This window comes from Microtetraspora sp. NBRC 16547 (assembly GCF_030268965.1).
Taxonomy (GTDB): domain Bacteria; phylum Actinomycetota; class Actinomycetes; order Streptosporangiales; family Streptosporangiaceae; genus Microtetraspora.
Map to the genome: position 1 here is coordinate 37,445 of NZ_BSSE01000017.1, position 16,439 is coordinate 53,883.

Here is a 16,439-nt window from a genome sequence, read left to right on the forward strand (position 1 = left end):
CGGCGAACGCGGGTACGCGTGATCCGGCCAACCACGAGACGGGGAAGCCGGACGAGGCCATGCGGCGGCACAACGGACATAGCGTCGAACATTAAAGCCCGACCCGACCAGAGGCAACCGATTCGCACCGATCTCCGGCCGGCCTGACCCGGAGCCCGGCCGTGGCGAAGCGAATACCTTCGTCAACCTAGGTTGACGAACTGAAAATTGCCAACTACGGTTATTCGCGTGTCGCTTTTGGCCGATCACCGCGCCTCGCGAGCCGGGCATCGGCGTACCGCGCCGGCGGCCTAAAGCGTCCGGCCCGATCAAATTGCGGATGTCGAAGGTCGAGCCGACGACCCACGACGGCGCCGCTCGCCGAGGATCAAGAAACCCCCGGACGGAAAGAATCGATGAGAGCTCCGAAGATCTCAGGCACCACTTCCGCCTACCTGTTATGTGGTGCGATCGGTGGCCCCCTGTTCGTCGTCGCCTTCCTCCTCGAAGGCGCCACCCGCGCCGACTACGACCCGCTCCGGCATCCGGTCAGTTCGCTGGCGCTGGGGCCGTACGGGTGGATGCAGATCGCCAACTTCGTTGTCGTCGGCCTGCTGATGTTGCTGTTCGCCGTCGGCCTGCGCCGAGGTCTGCACGCCGTTGGGCGACGCTCGACCTGGGGCCCGCTGCTGGTGGGGACGTACGCCATAGCGCTTGTCGGCGCCGGGATCTTCGTGACCGATCCGGTCGGCGGCTACCCCCGTGGCACGCCGGCCCAGAGTGTGCACACGTGGCATGGCATGCTGCACAACTTCCCCTTTTCACTGCTGGTCTTCGCCGCACTGGCCGGCGCGTGCTTCGTCTTCGCCCGGCGCTTCGCCGGTTGGGGCGACCGCGGGTGGGCGCTCTACTCGGCCGCCACCGGCACCCTGGTCGTCATCGGCTTCTTCCTGTCCGGCCAAGCCTTCTCCCAGGCCGAAGGCCTCGTCGAAATCGGAGGGCTGCTTCAGCGGCTGACCATCGCCGTCGGCTGGGCGTGGCTTGCCCTGCTCGCCGTCCATGTGCGCGGGGAGGGGCAGTCGGCCGGCGAGCCGCGATGACAGGCTCCTCTCGGCGGCGGCTCGCGGATCTCACTGGGTAAGGTCCAGGCCGGTGACGCGATCATGCGCGGACGAACGCATCACGAGGGGGGTGGCGCGGTGAGCGCCCTTGACATACGACTGCGACCGGTGACCGAGGACGACCTGGCCATGTTCCGGCGTTTCGCCACGGAGCCGGGGTTGGTCGGCCTGGACTGGACGGGGTTTCGCGACGCGCAGGACCCGGCCCGGCGCTACGCCGCCGACGGGTATCTGGGCGAGGACCACAGCCGGATCATCGTCGAGGTCGACGGCACGGCCGCAGGCTTCATGAGCTGGTCGAAGCAGGGGTTCGGGGTCTCCCGATACTGGGAGATCGGGATCGCGCTGCTCCCCGACTGGCGGGGGCGCGGCATCGGCTGGCGCGCTCAGGCGATGCTGTGCGACTACCTGTTCACCCACACGCCGGTCGAGCGCATCCAGGCGGCCACCCACCCCGAGAACATCGCCGAACAGAAGTCGCTGGTGAAGGCTGGTTTCACGCTGGAGGGCGTCCTGCGCGCGGTGGAGTTCCGCGCCGGACGGTGGCGCGACGGCTGGATGTACAGCAGGCTGCGGAGTGATCCGCCTCCACCCAGCCTGTGACCGATGCGCCCCTCCCGGCATCGAGCTCTGCGGGTAGGTAGCCGCCGAGGTCCGCGATCTCTTCATTGAGATCCGCTGACCGTTGCCGCCGGGCGCGGCTCGCTCGCGACCGGCAAATCACGCCGGGAACGCATCGGGCTGAGCGCGAGGATCAGCGAGCACGGCGCGAGCAGTCCGGTCATGATCCACATGGTGGGCCGGAGGCCGAGCAGGGCGCCGGCGATGCCGCCGAGGCTGCCGACCATGATCAGCCGCCGACCGTCGCCGCGTTCGCCCCCACCGTGCGTACCAGAAAGACGATCTGGATCCCCTGGTAGCCCATCAACGCCAGGTTGACCAGGGCGCCGTAGACGACCATCGGCCGCAGGTAGCGGTCGTGCACGACGAAGCGCAGGCCCTCGCCGATCTGGCGGCGCAAGGTGTCCCCCTGCGCCAGGGCTGCCGGTACCGGCTCGCGGACGCGGAGCATGAGCAGGCACACGGTCGAGATGACGAAGGTCACCGCGTCGATCAGCAGCCCGGAGACCGCGCCGAAGGCGTCGGCGACCAGGCCGGCGGCGCCGCGGCCGATCACACGCGTCGCCGCCTCGCTCCCCTGGAGTTTCGCGTTTCCCTCGAGCAGGTCGCGGCCGTCGAGTACGGCGGGAACGTACGCGTGGTACGCCGTGCTGAAGAACACCGTGGCGACACCGCAGACGGCCGCGACGGCGAGCAGGTGGGCGAACGTGAGCGCACCCAGCCACGCGGCGGCCGGGACGCTCGCGTACATGGCGGCCGAGACGAGGTTGCCGGCGATCAGGACGGGCCGCTTCTGGAGCCGGTCCACCCACGCGCCGACCGGCAGCCCGATGACCAGCCACGGCAGCCAGACGACGGCGGCGAGCAGGCCGACGGCGAACGTGTCGACCCGCAGGACCACCACCGCGATCAGGGGCAACGCCACGCCGGTGATACTGGTCCCCAGGCCGCTGGCGGTCTCACCGATCCATAGCAACCGGAAGTCCCGCTGTCCCAGCACGCCGAAGCGGCGGCGTCCGGTCGGCGCGGTGTCGCCCGTCGATTTCATCAAAGCCTCCGAGGAAACCTCCGCCATTGGGCGGAGGGGGAATCGGCACGGCCGCCTTCGGCGCGGTAGGAAGATCGGAGACACATCGCTCAAACCGGGAGGGTCTGTGTACTCCAGCGATGATCCCTATCTGACGCCGCGCTGCGCGTCGTCGGCGCTGCTGACCGGCGACGTGCAACGCGACTTCCGCTCCGAGGCATTGGCGTGAATCCGCTGCCCACCGTGGCCGTGGTCGCGGCCCTTCGAGACGTCCCCCGCCGATGACCCGCCGGCGCGGTCTCCCGGCCGCCGTGACGGTGATCTCGTACGCCGCGGCCGTATTCACGCTCACCTGGCTGACCATCGACAACCGGCTCGGGGACCAGCTCTACGGGCATGCTGCTGACGGCCTTCCCCGCCTCTGTCCCCGGCCTGCTGGTGGACTCCTGGCTGTACTCGGCCCTGATCGACAACGATGTCTCCCTCGCCGGCGTCGTCCGGGACTACGTGCTGCTGGCCTGGCCGGGCGCCGCTCTCGCCGCCTTCCTCGCGTTCCTGCTCGTCCGGCGCCCGGCCGCGGGCCGCGTCCTGGGCCTGCTGCTGGCCGGTTGCGTCATCCTGACCGGGGTCGCGATCACCTTCGACGAATGGGCGCCGCGCCGCCCGTACGGCTGGCCGTTCTTTCTGTGTGGCATTGTCATGCTCGTCGGCCTGTTCGCGGGTCGTTCGGCCGGAGAGCCGCGATGACAGACGCCGCAGGGTGCCGCGCTACCTCGGACGGGGCGACGGGGTGATGGACCCGCCGCCTCGCCAATTTCCATCCAACCCCGGTGGGCCTTCAGTTGAAGAACTTCACCAGAATCTGCGCCAGGGCCGCCGGGCGCTGCAACACCGCGTGGTCCTCTCCAGGCATCACACGCAGTACTGCGCCCGGCACGGTCGCCGCGACCGCCTTCGTCGCCTCCGCCAGGCCGGGCGCGGTCTGGTCGCCGTAAATCGCCAGCACCGGCACGCCGATCCCGGCGATCCGCTCGAACGGCATGAGCTGCCAGGGCTTGCTGACCAGCACGTCGTACGGGAGGCTCGGCGCCTTGTCGACAAGGAACGGCCACCCCTCGCCGGCCTTCATCCCGGCGATCGCCCCGGCGGGGACGCCGACCGCCTCACCGAGGAACAGCTGCACCGCGCCGTCGCGGTCACCGGCGGCGACCAGGGCCTTGAGGCGGTCGTAGACGTCGGCCCGCGGCTTCGGCTGGCTCTCGTCGGCGCGGTACGGCGGCTCGTAAACGGCGAGCCGGTCGATCGGCAGCCCGTGCACGGCCCCCTCCAGCACGAGGACGGCGCCGGAGGAGTGGCCGAACACCGAGGCCCGGCCGCCGACGTGCTCGATGACGGCCGCCAGGTCGTCGATCTCGTTGGCGACCAGGTAGTCGTCGCTCTTGTCATCGCTGGCCCCCCGGCCGCGCCGGTCGTACGTCACCACGGTGAACGCCGACGCGAGTTCGGCGCCGAGCCCGGCCACGGTCGAGCGGTCGTTGAACGCGCCGCCGACAAGGATCACCGGCACGCCCTGGCCGATCGTGTCGACGGCGAGGGTCGTGCCGTCCTTCGAAGTGATGTTCACGGTCACGTCGGTCAGCCTTTCAGGTGGGCTACGGTCGAGTGAAGGTCATGTGGGTAACACCGCTCGGGGTGGTGACGGACTCGACCCGGAAGCGCTTTTCGAGCCCCTCGAGCCCGTCCCACAGTCGCTCGCCGCGACCCAGGACGATCGGGACGACGGCGACGTGCAGGTGGTCGACCAGGTCCGCGGCCAGGAAATCGCGGACGGTGCTCGGCCCGCCGCCGATCCGTACGTCGAGGCCGCCCGCAGCCTCGCGAGCCTGACGCAGCGCCTCCTCCGGGGTGGCGTCGATGAAGTGGAAGGTGGTGCCCCCTTCCATCTCCACGGAGGGCCGGGGATGGTGAGTCAGAACGAAGACCGGTGTGTGGAACGGCGGGTTCGGCCCCCACCAGCCGGTCCACTCGTGGTTGTCCCACGGGCCCCGCTGCGGCCCGAACTTGTTGCGCCCCATGATCTCCACGCCGACGCCCTCGTTCCATGTGCGGGCCACGGCATCGTCGACCCCGTTGTCGCCGCCCTTCTTTCCGCGCATCTCGTGGAAGATCTGGGTCTCCAAGAACCACTCGTGGAGCCGTCCGCCGGCGTGGCCGAACGGCTCGTCGAGGCTCTGACCCTCACCGGTGGCAAAGCCGTCCAGGGAGACGGCGAAATTGTGCACTCTGACACGCGACATGGCTGGACTCCCGTTCCGGTGATTGCAGGTTGCAACTACCGAGCAGGAGCGTAAATTAGGTAGTTGCAAAATGCAATCACCGAGAGGTCGGCCATGCGACACGATCCGCGATCAGGATGTGCGATCAACGCGGCGGTGGAGGCACTCGGGGATCAGTGGAGCCTCATCGTCCTGCGCGATGTGATCTTCGGCGGGCGCCGGCACTTCCGTGATCTACTCGCCAACTCCGAGGAGGGGATCGCGTCCAACATCCTCAGCAGCCGCCTCAAGTCCCTCGTCGCCGGAGGCCTCCTGACTCATGAGGAGGCGGAGCGGGGACGACGAGGGACCTACAGCCTCACCGAGGCGGGCATCCAGACAGTCCCGATCATGGTCGCGCTCGGGTCATGGGGTCTGCGTCACCGCCCGACGACACCCGAGTTGAGCGTCCGAGCACGCCTGCTTGAGGAGGGCGGCCCACCCCTCTGGGAAGATCTGATGGATGAACTGCGCGAGGCGCACCTGAACATCCCCCGCCCGAACCCAGGCCGCCCGCGCGCGTCCCGACTGCTCCAGGACGCGTACGAAGAACGGAAGAACGCGGTCGCGCCCACGGAAGTGGTGTAAGAGTTTCCGCTGGTAGAGGCGTTCGTGAAATGAGGACGGGACCGTGGACGGGCGGCGTCTCCCGGCGGCGGTGAACCGGCCGGGAGACGCCGGGAGGCCGGCGTTGCGCGCGGCCAGGACCGCGCCGAACACGACACCGGCGTCGGTCCGGTGTCCGGGAGCGGTCAGTCCGCTGCGGAACGCCTGGTCCTGGCCTGCCGGCGGCGGGCCATCCGGCTGTCCGGCCCGGCGTCCGGCCTGTCCTGGGCCGTGAGATGGCGGGCGAGCGCTCCGACGGTCGGGTACGTGTACAGCGTGGTCAGCGGGAGCCGCCGCCCGAGCGAGACCTCCAGACGCTGCTGGACCTGGGCCATGAGCAGCGAGTGGCCGCCGAGGTCGAAGAAGTTCTGCCCCCAGCCCACGTCTGCCACCCCGAGCGCCTCGCACCACGCCACGGCGACAGCCTGCCCGATCTTGGTCTCCTGCTGGGACAAGGAAGCACCGTCTCCGGCGGACACGGCGGGTACGGCGGGCGCCGGCAGCGCGCCGGCGTCCACCTTCCCGGTGGGAGTCAGCGGGAAGGACTTCATCGGCACGATCATCGACGGCAGCATGAAGTCCGGCAGCGTGGAAGCGAGCCTCCGCCGCAGCGCGGCAGCGTCGACCGCGTCGACCGCGTCGGCCGCGTCGACCGGGTTGCCCGGGTCGCCGATCACGTACGCCACGATCCGCCGTTCGCCCCGCACCTCGCGGGCGACGACCGCGGCCCTGGCCACCTCGGGCAGCGCGGCCAGCGCCGCCTCGACCTCGCCCAACTCGACCCGGTGGCCGCGTATCTTCACCTGCCGGTCCAACCTGCCGAGGTAGGCGATCCGGCCGTCCGGCAGCCTGCGTCCCAGGTCTCCGGTCCGGTAGTACCGCATGCCGTCCGGGTCCACGCCGAACCGAGCCTGGTCGCCGTCCGGGTTGCGCCAGTAGCCGGCCAGGTGGGGGCTGCGGATGACGATCTCCCCCTCGGCCTCCCCCTCGGCCTCCCCCTCATCGCCGGCCGCCTCCCCGCCGGTCCGGCACAGCTCGATCTCCGCTCCGTGCAGTGGGAAGCCGATCGGCACCACCCCGGCGCCGGTCCCGCGACCGGCTCTGATGTCCGCGGTGGACAGATGGTTCTGGATCGCGAAGGAGATCTCGGTGGCACCGTACCCGTTGACGAACACGCAGTCGTCGCCGAAATGACGGAGGAACCGGTCCAGGTCATCGCGTACCACCTCCTCCCCGCCCAGCACTACGGCCCGCACGCTCGGGAGCCGGCCGTCGGCGGCCAGTGCGTCGAGCAGGTAGCGGTAGACCGTCGGGGTGGAGTGGTAGATCGTGACTCCGCGCTCGGTGAGCACCTCCGCAAGGTGAGTCAGGCCGTGCCTGCGCATATCCACCGGCACCACGGCCGCGCCGTTGAGCAGCGCGGAGAAGCTGTCCGTGACCGCCATGTCGAAGCTGAACGAGGAGAGCACGCTGGTCCGGTCCGAGGGCCCGATCCGCAGGTTGTTGGTGTGCGTGCGGATCTGGAACAGCGCGTTGCGGTGGGTCTGCACCACGCCCTTCGGCCGCCCGGTCGATCCGGAGGTGAACAGGATGTACGCCGCCGCGTCCGGATCCACATCCACCGGCTCGGCGGGCGGAGCCACCGGGGCGGGCGGCAGTTCGGTGATGTCCAGCACCTTGGCACCGGCGAGCAACGCGTCGGCGAGTCGGCGGTGGCCCGGCCCGGCGATCAGGAGGTCGGGTTCGGCGAGCTGCGCCATCCGGGCCAGCCGTTCCGCCGGGTAGTTCGGGTCGAGCGGGACGTACGCCGCTCCGGCGGTGAGCGTGCCGAGAATGGCGGCCAGCGTGCCGGGACCGTGGTCGAGCAGCAGCGCCACCCGGCCGCCCGGGGAGGTGTGCGCCTTCACGGCCGCCGCGACGGCGCGCACCTCCCCGGCCAGCTCGGCGTAGCTGAGCGTGCGGTCGTCCCCGATCACCGCGAGGCGGTCCGGGTGCTCCTCGACCACCCGCCAGAAGCGGGCCGCGATCGACTCCTCCAGCCACTCGGCGCGGAACTCCCGGTGCCCGGGGTCGCCGCTCCCGTGCACCGCCGCGAACTGGGCCTCAGCCATCGTTCTGCACCTTCCCCGCGGATCGCTCGGCGAGGACCTGCGCGCCGACCAGGTCGTCGGGCAGCGCGTCCGGCATGTCGATGTCGAGCCTGGACAGGATGCGGCTGCGCAGCGACACCACGGAGACCACCGCCATCCCGAGGCCGAACAGGATGAAGGCGAGCGCGATGCCACGTCCGGGGCCGGTGCCGATGACCGCGCCGACCGTGGAGGCAAGCGCCCCGTCGTGTGCCATCAGCGGTTCCAGCACCGCTCCGGACAGCGGCGCCAGGATGCCGAAGCCGATCGGGAACGTCGACCAGGTCACCGCTTGGGTGATCGCGACCACCCGGCCGTGGAAGCGCTGCGGCACCTTCACCTGCAGAATCGTCATGTAGATGCTCTGGCTGAACACCAGCCCCATCCCCGCGCCGAACATGCCCACGGCCACCAGCCCCACCGAGGGCCGCAGTCCGGCGAGTACGAAGAACAGCGCCACCGCCAGGGTGGCGAGGATGGAGCGCGGCATCAGGCGGCGCTGAGGGCCGCCCCACAGCGTCATCGTCAGGCCGCCGATGATCGCGCCGAGCGCTTCGGCGAACGACACCGTTCCGACGTCGGCCATGGTGCCGAACTCCAGCACCAGCGGCGAGATCAGCAACATCGGGGTGGCGAGCAGCAGGTTGAACGACCCGGAGTACAACAGCACGGCGCGGAAGCCGCGGTTGTGCCACAAGTAGCCGAAACCCTGCTTGATCTGGGTGAGCAGCTGCTCGCGCCGGATGCGGCCCATCAGATCGGGGAAGCGGACCATGAGCAGAACACCGACGGCGAGCACGTAGCTGACGATGTCGATGGCGAGGATCGCACCCAGGCCGACTCCGGCGAGCAAGGCCGCGGCGACCAGCGGCATGAACAGCGTCGCGGCTCCGTTGATGAGCTGGTTCACCCCGTTGGCATGGCCGAGATAGCGCTTGGGCGCCAGCTGCGGGATCGCCGCGGTGAACGCCGTCCGTTGGAACACCGAGGCGATCGCGAGCAGGCCGAGCAGGACCAGGACGTACCCGACCTGCAACCGGTCCGTCCAGAAGAGCAGCGCCATCACCAGTTCGAGCGTTCCGGACGCCAGCCCGGCCGCGATCAGGATGCGGCGGCGGTCGAGGCGGTCGACGAACGCTCCGGCCAGCGGCAGCAGGAGGATGCCCGGCACCATCGCCACCACCCCGAACATGCCGAACCAGGTGAGCGAGTTGGTCTGCGTGTAGATCCAGATGGGCAGCGCCCACTGGGTCAGCGCCGTGCCGGTCAGCGACACGAACTGGCCGAGGCTGACGGTGAGGAACCGCCGCATGCTGGGTTCGGCTCGGCTGGCGGCGGTCGCGGCCCGCGTGCCGTCGTCCGGCCCGCCCGGTGGAGCCGCCCCGCCGCCGGCGCGGTCGACGGCGTGTAGCCACCAGGTGGCGTCCGGCCGGGCGGCTGCCTGCAGCGTGTCCTCGGTGCCGTCGGCGATCGCCCGGTGGGTCCCGGTGATGATCTCCACCAGCTCGTCTGCGCGGTACTTCAGGAAGAAATGTCCCGCCTCCTCCAGCACGACCACGGCCGTGGTGCCGGCGAGGAACTGCCACTCCCGGTACCGCTCCTGGTAGTAGTCGGTCACCGGGTCCTGCTCGCCGACCACGGTGATGATCGGCGCCTTCAGCCGGTCGACCTCGTTCTCGGACAGCGTGGTGAAGTGCGCCTCGGCACTGCGCGAGTCGGCCCGCATGTTGCTGATGATCCGGTCGGCCTGCTCCGGGTCGAGCTCGTCCATGGTGACGCCCATGGACTTCAGCCAGTTCTCGTAGTTGCGGTTGCCGGTCAGCCGCTCGAACCGCTCCATCAGCCCGGCCAGCCGCCCCTTCGCCCGGGTGAAGGGGAAGACGGCGCCGGTGTAGACGGCCTCCAGCTCACGGCCGGCGGCCTCCAGCCGGCGGGCCAGCTCCACGATGAGCGCCCCGCCCACGCCGCAGTGGCCGTACAGCACCACCGGGCCCTCGACCTTGGCCAGGATCTCCTCGGTGCACCGCCGGGCCAGCTCGTCGAACGGCAACGACTCCTCGTCCAGTCCGACGTCGTGACCCGGGATGCCGACGGAGTACAGCTCGTGGCCGGGCGGGAGTGCGTCGGCCAGCGGCTGGTAGACCACGGCGCTGCCGCCTCCGTACGGCACGCAGACGTACGACATGACCCGCTGGTGCGCGGGAACCGCCGGGGTCAGCCGGTGAAGCAGCCCGCGCGGGCCGGTGTCCGGGCCGTCGATCAGCGCGGCCAGATCCTCCACCGTGCGGTTGGCGAAGATGTCCATCACGCTGACGGCACGACCGGTGCCGTCGAGCGCCTTGCGCAGCCGGGCCACCACCTGGGTCGCGAGCAGGGAATGGCCGCCGAGGTCGAAGAAGTCGTCGCGTGCGCCGACCTTCTCGACGCCGATCACCTCTGCCCAGATCCGCGCGACGAGGCGTTCGGTGTCGGTACGAGGCTCGATGAACTCCTGGCTGTCGTCCCGGGTGAGGGTGGGGGCGGGCAGGGCCTTGCGGTCGAGCTTGCCGTTGGGCGTCAACGGCAGCGCGTCCAGCTCCACCAGCGCGCCCGGGACCATGTAGTCCGGGAGCCGCTCCTTCAGCGCCGCCCGGATCGCGCTCTGGTCGCCGACGCCGACGAGGTAGCCGACCAGCCGTTCGTCGCGCACGACGACGGCCGCGTCCCGGACCCCCGGCTGGTCGCGCAGCGCGGCCTCGATCTCGCCGAGTTCGATGCGCAGGCCGCGGAGCTTGACCTGGTTGTCGATACGGCCCAGGAAGTGCAGCGTTCCCTCGTGGGTCCAGCGTGCCAGGTCGCCGGTGGCGTACAGGCGACCACCGGCCGGGCCGTAGGGGTCGGGAACGAAGCGTTCGGCGGTCAACCCCGGACGGCCCAGATAACCCCGGGCGACACCGACGCCGCCGATGTGCAGATGTCCGGGTACGCCGAGGGGCACGGGCCGCATGGCGTCGTCCAGGACGTACAGGCGGATGTTGTCGATGGGAGAGCCGATGGTGACGGGGACGCCGGGCTCGCACCGGACGGCCGAGACGTCGACGGCGGCCTCGGTCGGGCCGTACAGGTTGTACAGGCCGCAGCCGGGCAGCCGCGCCAGGAAGTCCCGGGCCACCGGCTCTGGCAGCTCCTCGCCGCTGCAGATCGCTCGCCGCAGCGACGTGCAGTTCTCCAGACCGTCCTCGGAGAGGAACACCGCCAGCATCGACGGCACGAAGTGCGCGGTGGTGATGCGCTCGGCGACGATCAGATCGCGCAGGTACACCGCGTCCTTGTGGCCGCCGGGCTTCGCCATCACCAGCGTCGCGCCGGTCAGCAGCGGCCAGAAGAACTCCCACACCGACACGTCGAACGACGCCGGAGTCTTCTGCAGCACCCGATCCTCGGCGGTGAGCCCGAAATACCGCTGCATCCAGTGCAGCCGGTTCACGATCCCCCGATGGGAGTTGACCACGCCCTTCGGCCGGCCCGTCGACCCCGACGTGTAGATAACGTACGCGGCGCCGGCCGGGTCGACCGGCACCTGCGGCGCCACCGGCTCGCCGGCCCACCCGCCGGTTCCTTCGAGTACCCCGTCCAGGGGCACCGTGGTGGCTTCGCCGTCGGGCAGCCGGTCGGTCAGGTGGCTCTGGGTGAGCACCACCGGCGCCGCGGCGTCGCCGAGCATGAACGCCAGCCGGTCGGCCGGGTACTCCGCGTCCAGTGGCAGGTATGCCGCCCCGGCCTTCAGAACCCCGAGCAGGGCGACCACCAGCTCCACCGACCGCTCGGCGCAGACTCCCACCACCGACTCGGGGCCCACCCCGAGCTCGCGCAGCCGGTGCGCCACCCGGTTCGCCGCGGCATCCAGCTCCGCGTATGACACGCCGGCGCCTTCGCAGACCACCGCCGGAGCGTCCGGGGTGCGGGCCACCTGCTCGGCCACCAGCCCGTGCAGCGTGGCGTGCGCGGGGAACTCCGCGTCGGTGTCGTTGAAGTCGGTCAGGATCCGCCGCCTGCCGGCCTCGTCGAGCAGGTCCAGCTCGCGCACCGGCAGGCCGGGATTCTCGGTCATCGCCCGCAGCACGGTGCGCATCTGGTCGGCCAGCGCGGTGATCGTGGGCTCGGTGAACAGCGTGGTGTTGTAGACGAACGTGCACTGCAGCCGGTCGGGCATCTCGATCGTGTGCAGTTCGAGGTCGAACCGGGTGGAGGCGACGTCCACCGGCTTCCACGACACGCCGGTCCCGTGGTCGCCTCCGTCCAGGTCGCGCATCTCGTAGTTCTGCATGGCGAAGGTGACCTGGAACAGCGGCGAGCGGGAGGTGTCCCGCTCCACCCCCAGCTCGTTGACCAGGTGCTCGAACGGCACCTCGGCGTTGGCGAGCGCGTCGAGCACGGTGCGCCGGGTCCGGTCGAGCAGCTCGGCGACCGTCGGACCGCCGGTCAGGTGCGCGCGCAGCGGGAGCATGTTCACGAACATGCCGACCAGGGCCTCCAGCTCGGGCCGGCTCCGCCCGGCCACCGGCGAGCCGACGGCGAAGTCGTCCTGGCCGGAGAACTGGGCGAGCAACAGCTGGTAGCCGGCCAGCAGGGTCATGAACAGGGTGGCGCCGTGCTCACGGCCCAGCTTGGTGAGGTCGTCGACGAGGTCCTGGTCGAGGTGGAAGACGTGCCGGGCGCCCTCGAAGCTCTGCGTGGCCGGTCGTGGGAGGTCGGTGGGGAGGTCCAGGGGCTCCACCCCCGTCAGCCGGTCCTTCCAGTACGCGAGCTGCCGCGACGGCTGCTCGCCGGTCAGCTGGTCCCGTTGCCAGGCGGCGTAGTCGCCGTACCGGGCCGGCAGCTCGCGCAGACGCGGCGGCCGTCCCGCGACGTGCGCGCCGTACAGCTCAAGCAGCTCGGCCAGCAGGATCTCGGTGGACCAGCCGTCGCTGGCGATGTGGTGGACGGTCACCAGCAGCAGGTGGTCGTCGTCGGCGAGCCGGAACAGCCGGGCCCGCAGCGGCGGCTCGTCGGCCAGGTCGAACGGCTCGGCGGCGACCTCCTCGATCCTGGCGAGCGCGTGCTCCTCCGACTCCGCGTGCTCGACAGGCAGCGGGACCTCGGCGACCGGGGCGACGACCACGGTGGGAAGCCCGTCGTCGTCGGCGGGGAAGCGCGTCCGCAGCGGCTCGTGCCGGGCGGCCAGGTCGGTCAGGGCGCGTCCCATGGCCTCGACGTCCACACGGTCGCGCAGCCGTACCCAGACCGGGATGTGGTAGGCGGTGGTGCCCGGGGCGTACTGCTCCATGAACCACAGCCGCTCCTGCCCGTAGGACAGCGGGGGCGCCGTGCCGTCGGGGCGGCGGGGGATGCCCGGGGCCGCCCCGCCGCGCGCCGCCGCCCTGAGGCGGCGTTCGAGCAGCGCCCGCCGCACGTCGGCGGGCCGGGCGTCGGTGCCCGGCGTGCCCGGGGAAGGGGTCTCCTGCGAGGGGGTCAGGGTCACCGCCGGTTACCTTCGCTTTCGCTGAGCAGCTCCGCCGCCTCGTCGTCGGAGAGGACGTCGAGTTCCGCCATGAGCAGCCGCTCGATCTCGGCGGCCAACTCCTCGACGGTCGGATGGGAGAACAGGGTGTGGACCGTGAGTTCCATGCCGACCGCGGCGGCCAGCCGGGAGATCGCCCGCACGGCGAGCAGGGAATGGCCGCCGAGGGCGAAGAAGTCGTCGTGCACGCCGATCCGATCGACGCCAAGCACCTCCGACCACGTCTGCGCGACGAGTTCCTCCGAGGTGCCGCGCGGGGCAACGTACGCGACGGCCTCGGCGGGTGCCGGGGCGGGGAGCGCCTTGCGGTCGAGTTTGCCGCTGGGGGTCAACGGCAGGGCGTCGAGGGCGAGGTAGGCGGCCGGGACCATGTAGTCGGGCAGCCGGTCCTTGAGTGCCGTTCTGAGCCGGGCGGGGTCGACGTCGCCGGTGAGGTAGGCGACCAGCCGCTCATCGCGGACGGCCACTGCGGCGTCGCGGACGCCGGGCTGGTCGCGCAGGGCGGTTTCGATCTCGCCGAGCTCGATGCGCAGGCCGCGGAGTTTGATCTGCGTGTCGATGCGGCCGAGGTAGCGCAACGTCCCCTCAACGGTCCACCGCGCCAGGTCCCCGGTCGCGTACAACCGCGACCCCGGCGGGCCGTAGGGGTCGGGGACGAAGCGTTCGGCGGTGAGGGCGGGCCGGCGCAGGTAGCCGCGGGCCAGGCCGACGCCGCCGATATGCAGATGTCCGGGGGCGCCGATGGGGACGGGACGCAGGGCGTCGTCCAGGACGTAGAGCCGAATGTTGTCGATCGGCCCCCCGATCGTCACCGGTGCCCCGGGCTCGCACCGCACCGCCGACACGTCCACCGCTGCCTCGGTCGGGCCGTACAGGTTGAACAACCCGCACTCCGGCAGCAGCCGGTCCGCGCGTTCCACAAGGTCCGCGGGCAGTTCCTCACCGCTGCAGACGATCCGGCGCAGCGGCGTGGCCGCGTCGACCGCCTCGACGGCGAGGAACTCGGCGAGCATCGACGGGACGAAGTGCACCGTCGTGATGCGACGGGCGACGATCACGTCCCACAGGTAGGCGGGGTCGCGGTGACCGCCGGGTTCGGCCATGACGAGGGTGGCGCCGGTGAGCAACGGCCAGAAGAACTCCCACACCGACACGTCGAACGACGCCGGAGTCTTCTGCAGGACGCGGTCCTCGGCGGTGAGCCCGAAATACCGCTGCATCCAGTGCAGCCGGTTCACGATGCCCCGATGGCTGTTGACCACGCCCTTGGGGCGCCCGGTCGAGCCGGAGGTGTAGATCACGTAGGCGGCGCCGGCGGGGTCGAGCGTCACGCCGGGTGCGGCCGGTCCCGCGTCGGCGGGCGCCGTGTCGCCGATGAGCATCATCGGCGAGCCGGAGGGCAGCCGGTCGGCGAGGTGGGGCTGGGTGAGGACGACCGGGGCGGCGGAGTCCTCCAGCATGAAGGCCAGCCGGTCGGGCGGGTAGTCGGGGTCGAGGGGCAGGTAGGCGGCCCCCGACTTGAGCACGGCCAGCAGGGCGACGATCAGGTCGAGGGAGCGTTCGGCGCACACGCCCACGATGGATTCGGGTCCGGCGCCTTCGGCGGCGAGCCGGCGGGCGAGCCGGTCGGCCGCGGCGTCCAGTTCGGCGTAGGTCAGGGACCGGTCCTGGAAGACGACGGCGGTGGCGTCGGGGGTGCGGGCGGTCTGTTCCCGGATGAGGCCGTGCAGGGTGGCGTCGGCGGGGAAGTCGGCGGCGGTGTCGTTGAAACCGGCCAGGATGCGTTCCTGCTCGTCCGCGTCCAGCAGTTCCAACTCCGACAGCCTGGTGCCGGGGGCGGCCACGGCCTCGCCGAGCAGCCGCAGGTAGCGGTCGGCGAGGGCCTGCGCCGTGGCGGCGTCGAACAGTTCGGTGCTGTACTCCAGCCGTCCGACCTCCCCGGCCAGCTCCAGCGCGAGATCCTCCTTGGCGGTTCCGTGCCCGGAGCCCACGGCGCGCAGCGGGAGACTGTTGAACCCGATCTGGTACAGCGGCGGCACCCCGCTGGACCGGTCGGGGGCGAACTCCTCGACCAGCCGCTGGAACGGCACCTCCCCGTGGTCGAGCGCGCCGAGCATCGCCTCCTTGACGCGGCCGACGAGTTCGCCGAACGTCGGGTCACCGGCGGTGGAGACGCGGACCACAACGGTGTTGACGAACATGCCGATCAGCGGGGCGAGCTCGGGCAGCTCCCGGCCCTGCACCGGCATGCCGACGACGATGTCCGCCGAACCGGACATCCGGTGCAACAGCGCGGTGAAGCCGGCGAGGAAGACCATGACCGGTGTGGCGGAATGCGCCGCTGCGACCCGCTGCGCCTCGGCCCGTAACTCGCCGGACAGCTCGAACAGCAGGTCCGCGCCCTCGTACCCGGGCTCGGCGGGGCGGGGCCGGTCGGTGGGCAGATCGTGGCAGACCGGCAGGTCGGCCAGCGCCTCCCGCCAGTACGTCAGGTGCTCGGCCAGCCGCTCACCCGACAGCCGGTCGCGCTGCCAGGCGGCGTAGTCGGCGTACTGGATGTCCAGGTCGGGCAGGAGTGGCGGCCGGCCCTCCACCGCGGCGCGGCACTGCTCGACGATCTCGCTGCTCACCCGTTCGCAGGAGGTGGCGTCGCAGATGCTGTGGTGCGCGGCGAACATCACGCACCAGCCGTCCTCGCCCAGGCCGATCAGCCGGGCCCGCCACAGCGGTGCGGTGTCCAGGTCGAACGGCGCCCGCACGTCGGTGACGTACAGCTCGACGATCCGCCGCTCCCGCTCCTCGCGCGGCAGGTGGCCGAGGTCCAGCTCGGTGAGCTCGACGGGCACCTCGTCGTACACGACCTGGCGCAGCTCACCGTCGACCAGCCGCAGCGCCGTACGCAGCGTCTCGTGGCGGCGCACCACGCCGGCCAGCGCCGAGCGGACCGTGTCGGCGCCGACGTCGAACGGCAGCGGGATCGGGGTGCCGACGTTGTAGATGGGCGCCTCTCCCGCAAGCTGGTCGGCCATCCACAGCCGCTCCTGCCCGAACGAGGCGGGCGCCATCCACTCCTTACTCACGTGGTCTCCTCAACCGGTCGCG

The 16,439-nt window shown here is 71.0% G+C and carries 11 protein-coding genes; 4 read left to right on the forward strand and 7 right to left on the reverse strand.

Annotated features, from left to right (window positions below):
* The first annotated feature begins 395 nt into the window (after nucleotides 1-395).
* The gene (locus QSK17_RS22365) at nucleotides 396-1,079 is read left to right on the forward strand and encodes a DUF998 domain-containing protein (RefSeq protein ID WP_285707017.1); all 684 of its coding nucleotides are present in this window, start codon (nucleotides 396-398) and stop codon (nucleotides 1,077-1,079) included.
* A gap of 99 nt (nucleotides 1,080-1,178) precedes the next feature.
* Nucleotides 1,179-1,703, forward strand: a complete 525-nt coding sequence (locus QSK17_RS22370; protein ID WP_285707018.1) for a GNAT family N-acetyltransferase — start codon at nucleotides 1,179-1,181, stop codon at nucleotides 1,701-1,703.
* A gap of 62 nt (nucleotides 1,704-1,765) precedes the next feature.
* On the opposite strand, the gene QSK17_RS22375 is transcribed toward QSK17_RS22370, so the two are convergent.
* On the reverse strand, nucleotides 1,766-1,948 hold the full coding sequence (locus tag QSK17_RS22375) for a hypothetical protein (protein WP_285707019.1): 183 nt from the start codon (nucleotides 1,946-1,948) through the stop codon (nucleotides 1,766-1,768).
* 2 nt (nucleotides 1,949-1,950) lie between these two features.
* Nucleotides 1,951-2,769: an MFS transporter gene (locus QSK17_RS22380; RefSeq protein WP_285707020.1), complete on the reverse strand. Its 819-nt coding sequence runs from the start codon at nucleotides 2,767-2,769 to the stop codon at nucleotides 1,951-1,953.
* A gap of 375 nt (nucleotides 2,770-3,144) precedes the next feature.
* On the opposite strand from QSK17_RS22380, the gene QSK17_RS22385 reads away from it, so the two are divergent.
* A complete protein-coding gene (locus QSK17_RS22385) occupies nucleotides 3,145-3,495 on the forward strand; it encodes a hypothetical protein (protein ID WP_285707021.1) in 351 nt (116 codons plus the stop codon).
* Nucleotides 3,496-3,586: 91 nt separating this feature from the next.
* Here the strand turns inward: QSK17_RS22385 and QSK17_RS22390 are convergent, their stop codons facing one another.
* Nucleotides 3,587-4,372, reverse strand: a complete 786-nt coding sequence (locus QSK17_RS22390) for an alpha/beta fold hydrolase (RefSeq protein ID WP_285707022.1) — start codon at nucleotides 4,370-4,372, stop codon at nucleotides 3,587-3,589.
* Nucleotides 4,373-4,400: 28 nt separating this feature from the next.
* Nucleotides 4,401-5,045 carry a dihydrofolate reductase family protein gene (locus tag QSK17_RS22395; protein ID WP_285707023.1) on the reverse strand — a complete coding sequence of 215 codons (645 nt, stop codon included), beginning with the start codon at nucleotides 5,043-5,045 and terminating at the stop codon, nucleotides 4,401-4,403.
* 135 nt (nucleotides 5,046-5,180) lie between these two features.
* Here QSK17_RS22395 and QSK17_RS22400 point away from each other — a divergent pair, with 135 nt between their 5' ends.
* Nucleotides 5,181-5,651 (forward strand): winged helix-turn-helix transcriptional regulator, encoded by a 471-nt coding sequence (locus tag QSK17_RS22400; RefSeq protein ID WP_285707025.1) that lies wholly within the window; start codon nucleotides 5,181-5,183, stop codon nucleotides 5,649-5,651.
* Nucleotides 5,652-5,815: 164 nt separating this feature from the next.
* On the opposite strand, the gene QSK17_RS22405 is transcribed toward QSK17_RS22400, so the two are convergent.
* Genes QSK17_RS22405 through QSK17_RS22415 form a run of 3 tightly spaced genes read right to left on the reverse strand, consistent with a single transcriptional unit; the run spans nucleotide 5,816 to nucleotide 16,417 of the window.
* Complete coding sequence (locus tag QSK17_RS22405; RefSeq protein WP_285707026.1) at nucleotides 5,816-7,780, reverse strand: non-ribosomal peptide synthetase; 1,965 nt, start codon at nucleotides 7,778-7,780, stop codon at nucleotides 5,816-5,818.
* Nucleotides 7,773-13,298 carry a non-ribosomal peptide synthetase/MFS transporter gene (locus tag QSK17_RS22410; protein ID WP_285707027.1) on the reverse strand — a complete coding sequence of 1,842 codons (5,526 nt, stop codon included), beginning with the start codon at nucleotides 13,296-13,298 and terminating at the stop codon, nucleotides 7,773-7,775. The genes QSK17_RS22405 and QSK17_RS22410 overlap by 8 nt, the downstream gene beginning before the upstream one ends.
* Nucleotides 13,295-16,417 carry a non-ribosomal peptide synthetase gene (locus QSK17_RS22415; RefSeq protein ID WP_285707028.1) on the reverse strand — a complete coding sequence of 1,041 codons (3,123 nt, stop codon included), beginning with the start codon at nucleotides 16,415-16,417 and terminating at the stop codon, nucleotides 13,295-13,297. The genes QSK17_RS22410 and QSK17_RS22415 overlap by 4 nt, the downstream gene beginning before the upstream one ends.
* Nucleotides 16,418-16,439: the final 22 nt, after the last annotated feature.

What these genes read in the sequence shown, in the direction of transcription:
- QSK17_RS22365 (WP_285707017.1), top strand. Translation starts at nt 396, where the DNA reads ATGAGAGCTCCGAAGATCTCAGGCACCACTTCCGCCTACCTGTTATGT.
- QSK17_RS22375 (WP_285707019.1), bottom strand. Translation starts at nt 1,948, where the DNA reads ATGGTCGGCAGCCTCGGCGGCATCGCCGGCGCCCTGCTCGGCCTCCGG.
- QSK17_RS22380 (WP_285707020.1), bottom strand. Translation starts at nt 2,769, where the DNA reads ATGAAATCGACGGGCGACACCGCGCCGACCGGACGCCGCCGCTTCGGC.
- QSK17_RS22385 (WP_285707021.1), top strand. Translation starts at nt 3,145, where the DNA reads ATGCTGCTGACGGCCTTCCCCGCCTCTGTCCCCGGCCTGCTGGTGGAC.
- QSK17_RS22395 (WP_285707023.1), bottom strand. Translation starts at nt 5,045, where the DNA reads ATGTCGCGTGTCAGAGTGCACAATTTCGCCGTCTCCCTGGACGGCTTT.
- QSK17_RS22405 (WP_285707026.1), bottom strand. Translation starts at nt 7,780, where the DNA reads ATGGCTGAGGCCCAGTTCGCGGCGGTGCACGGGAGCGGCGACCCCGGG.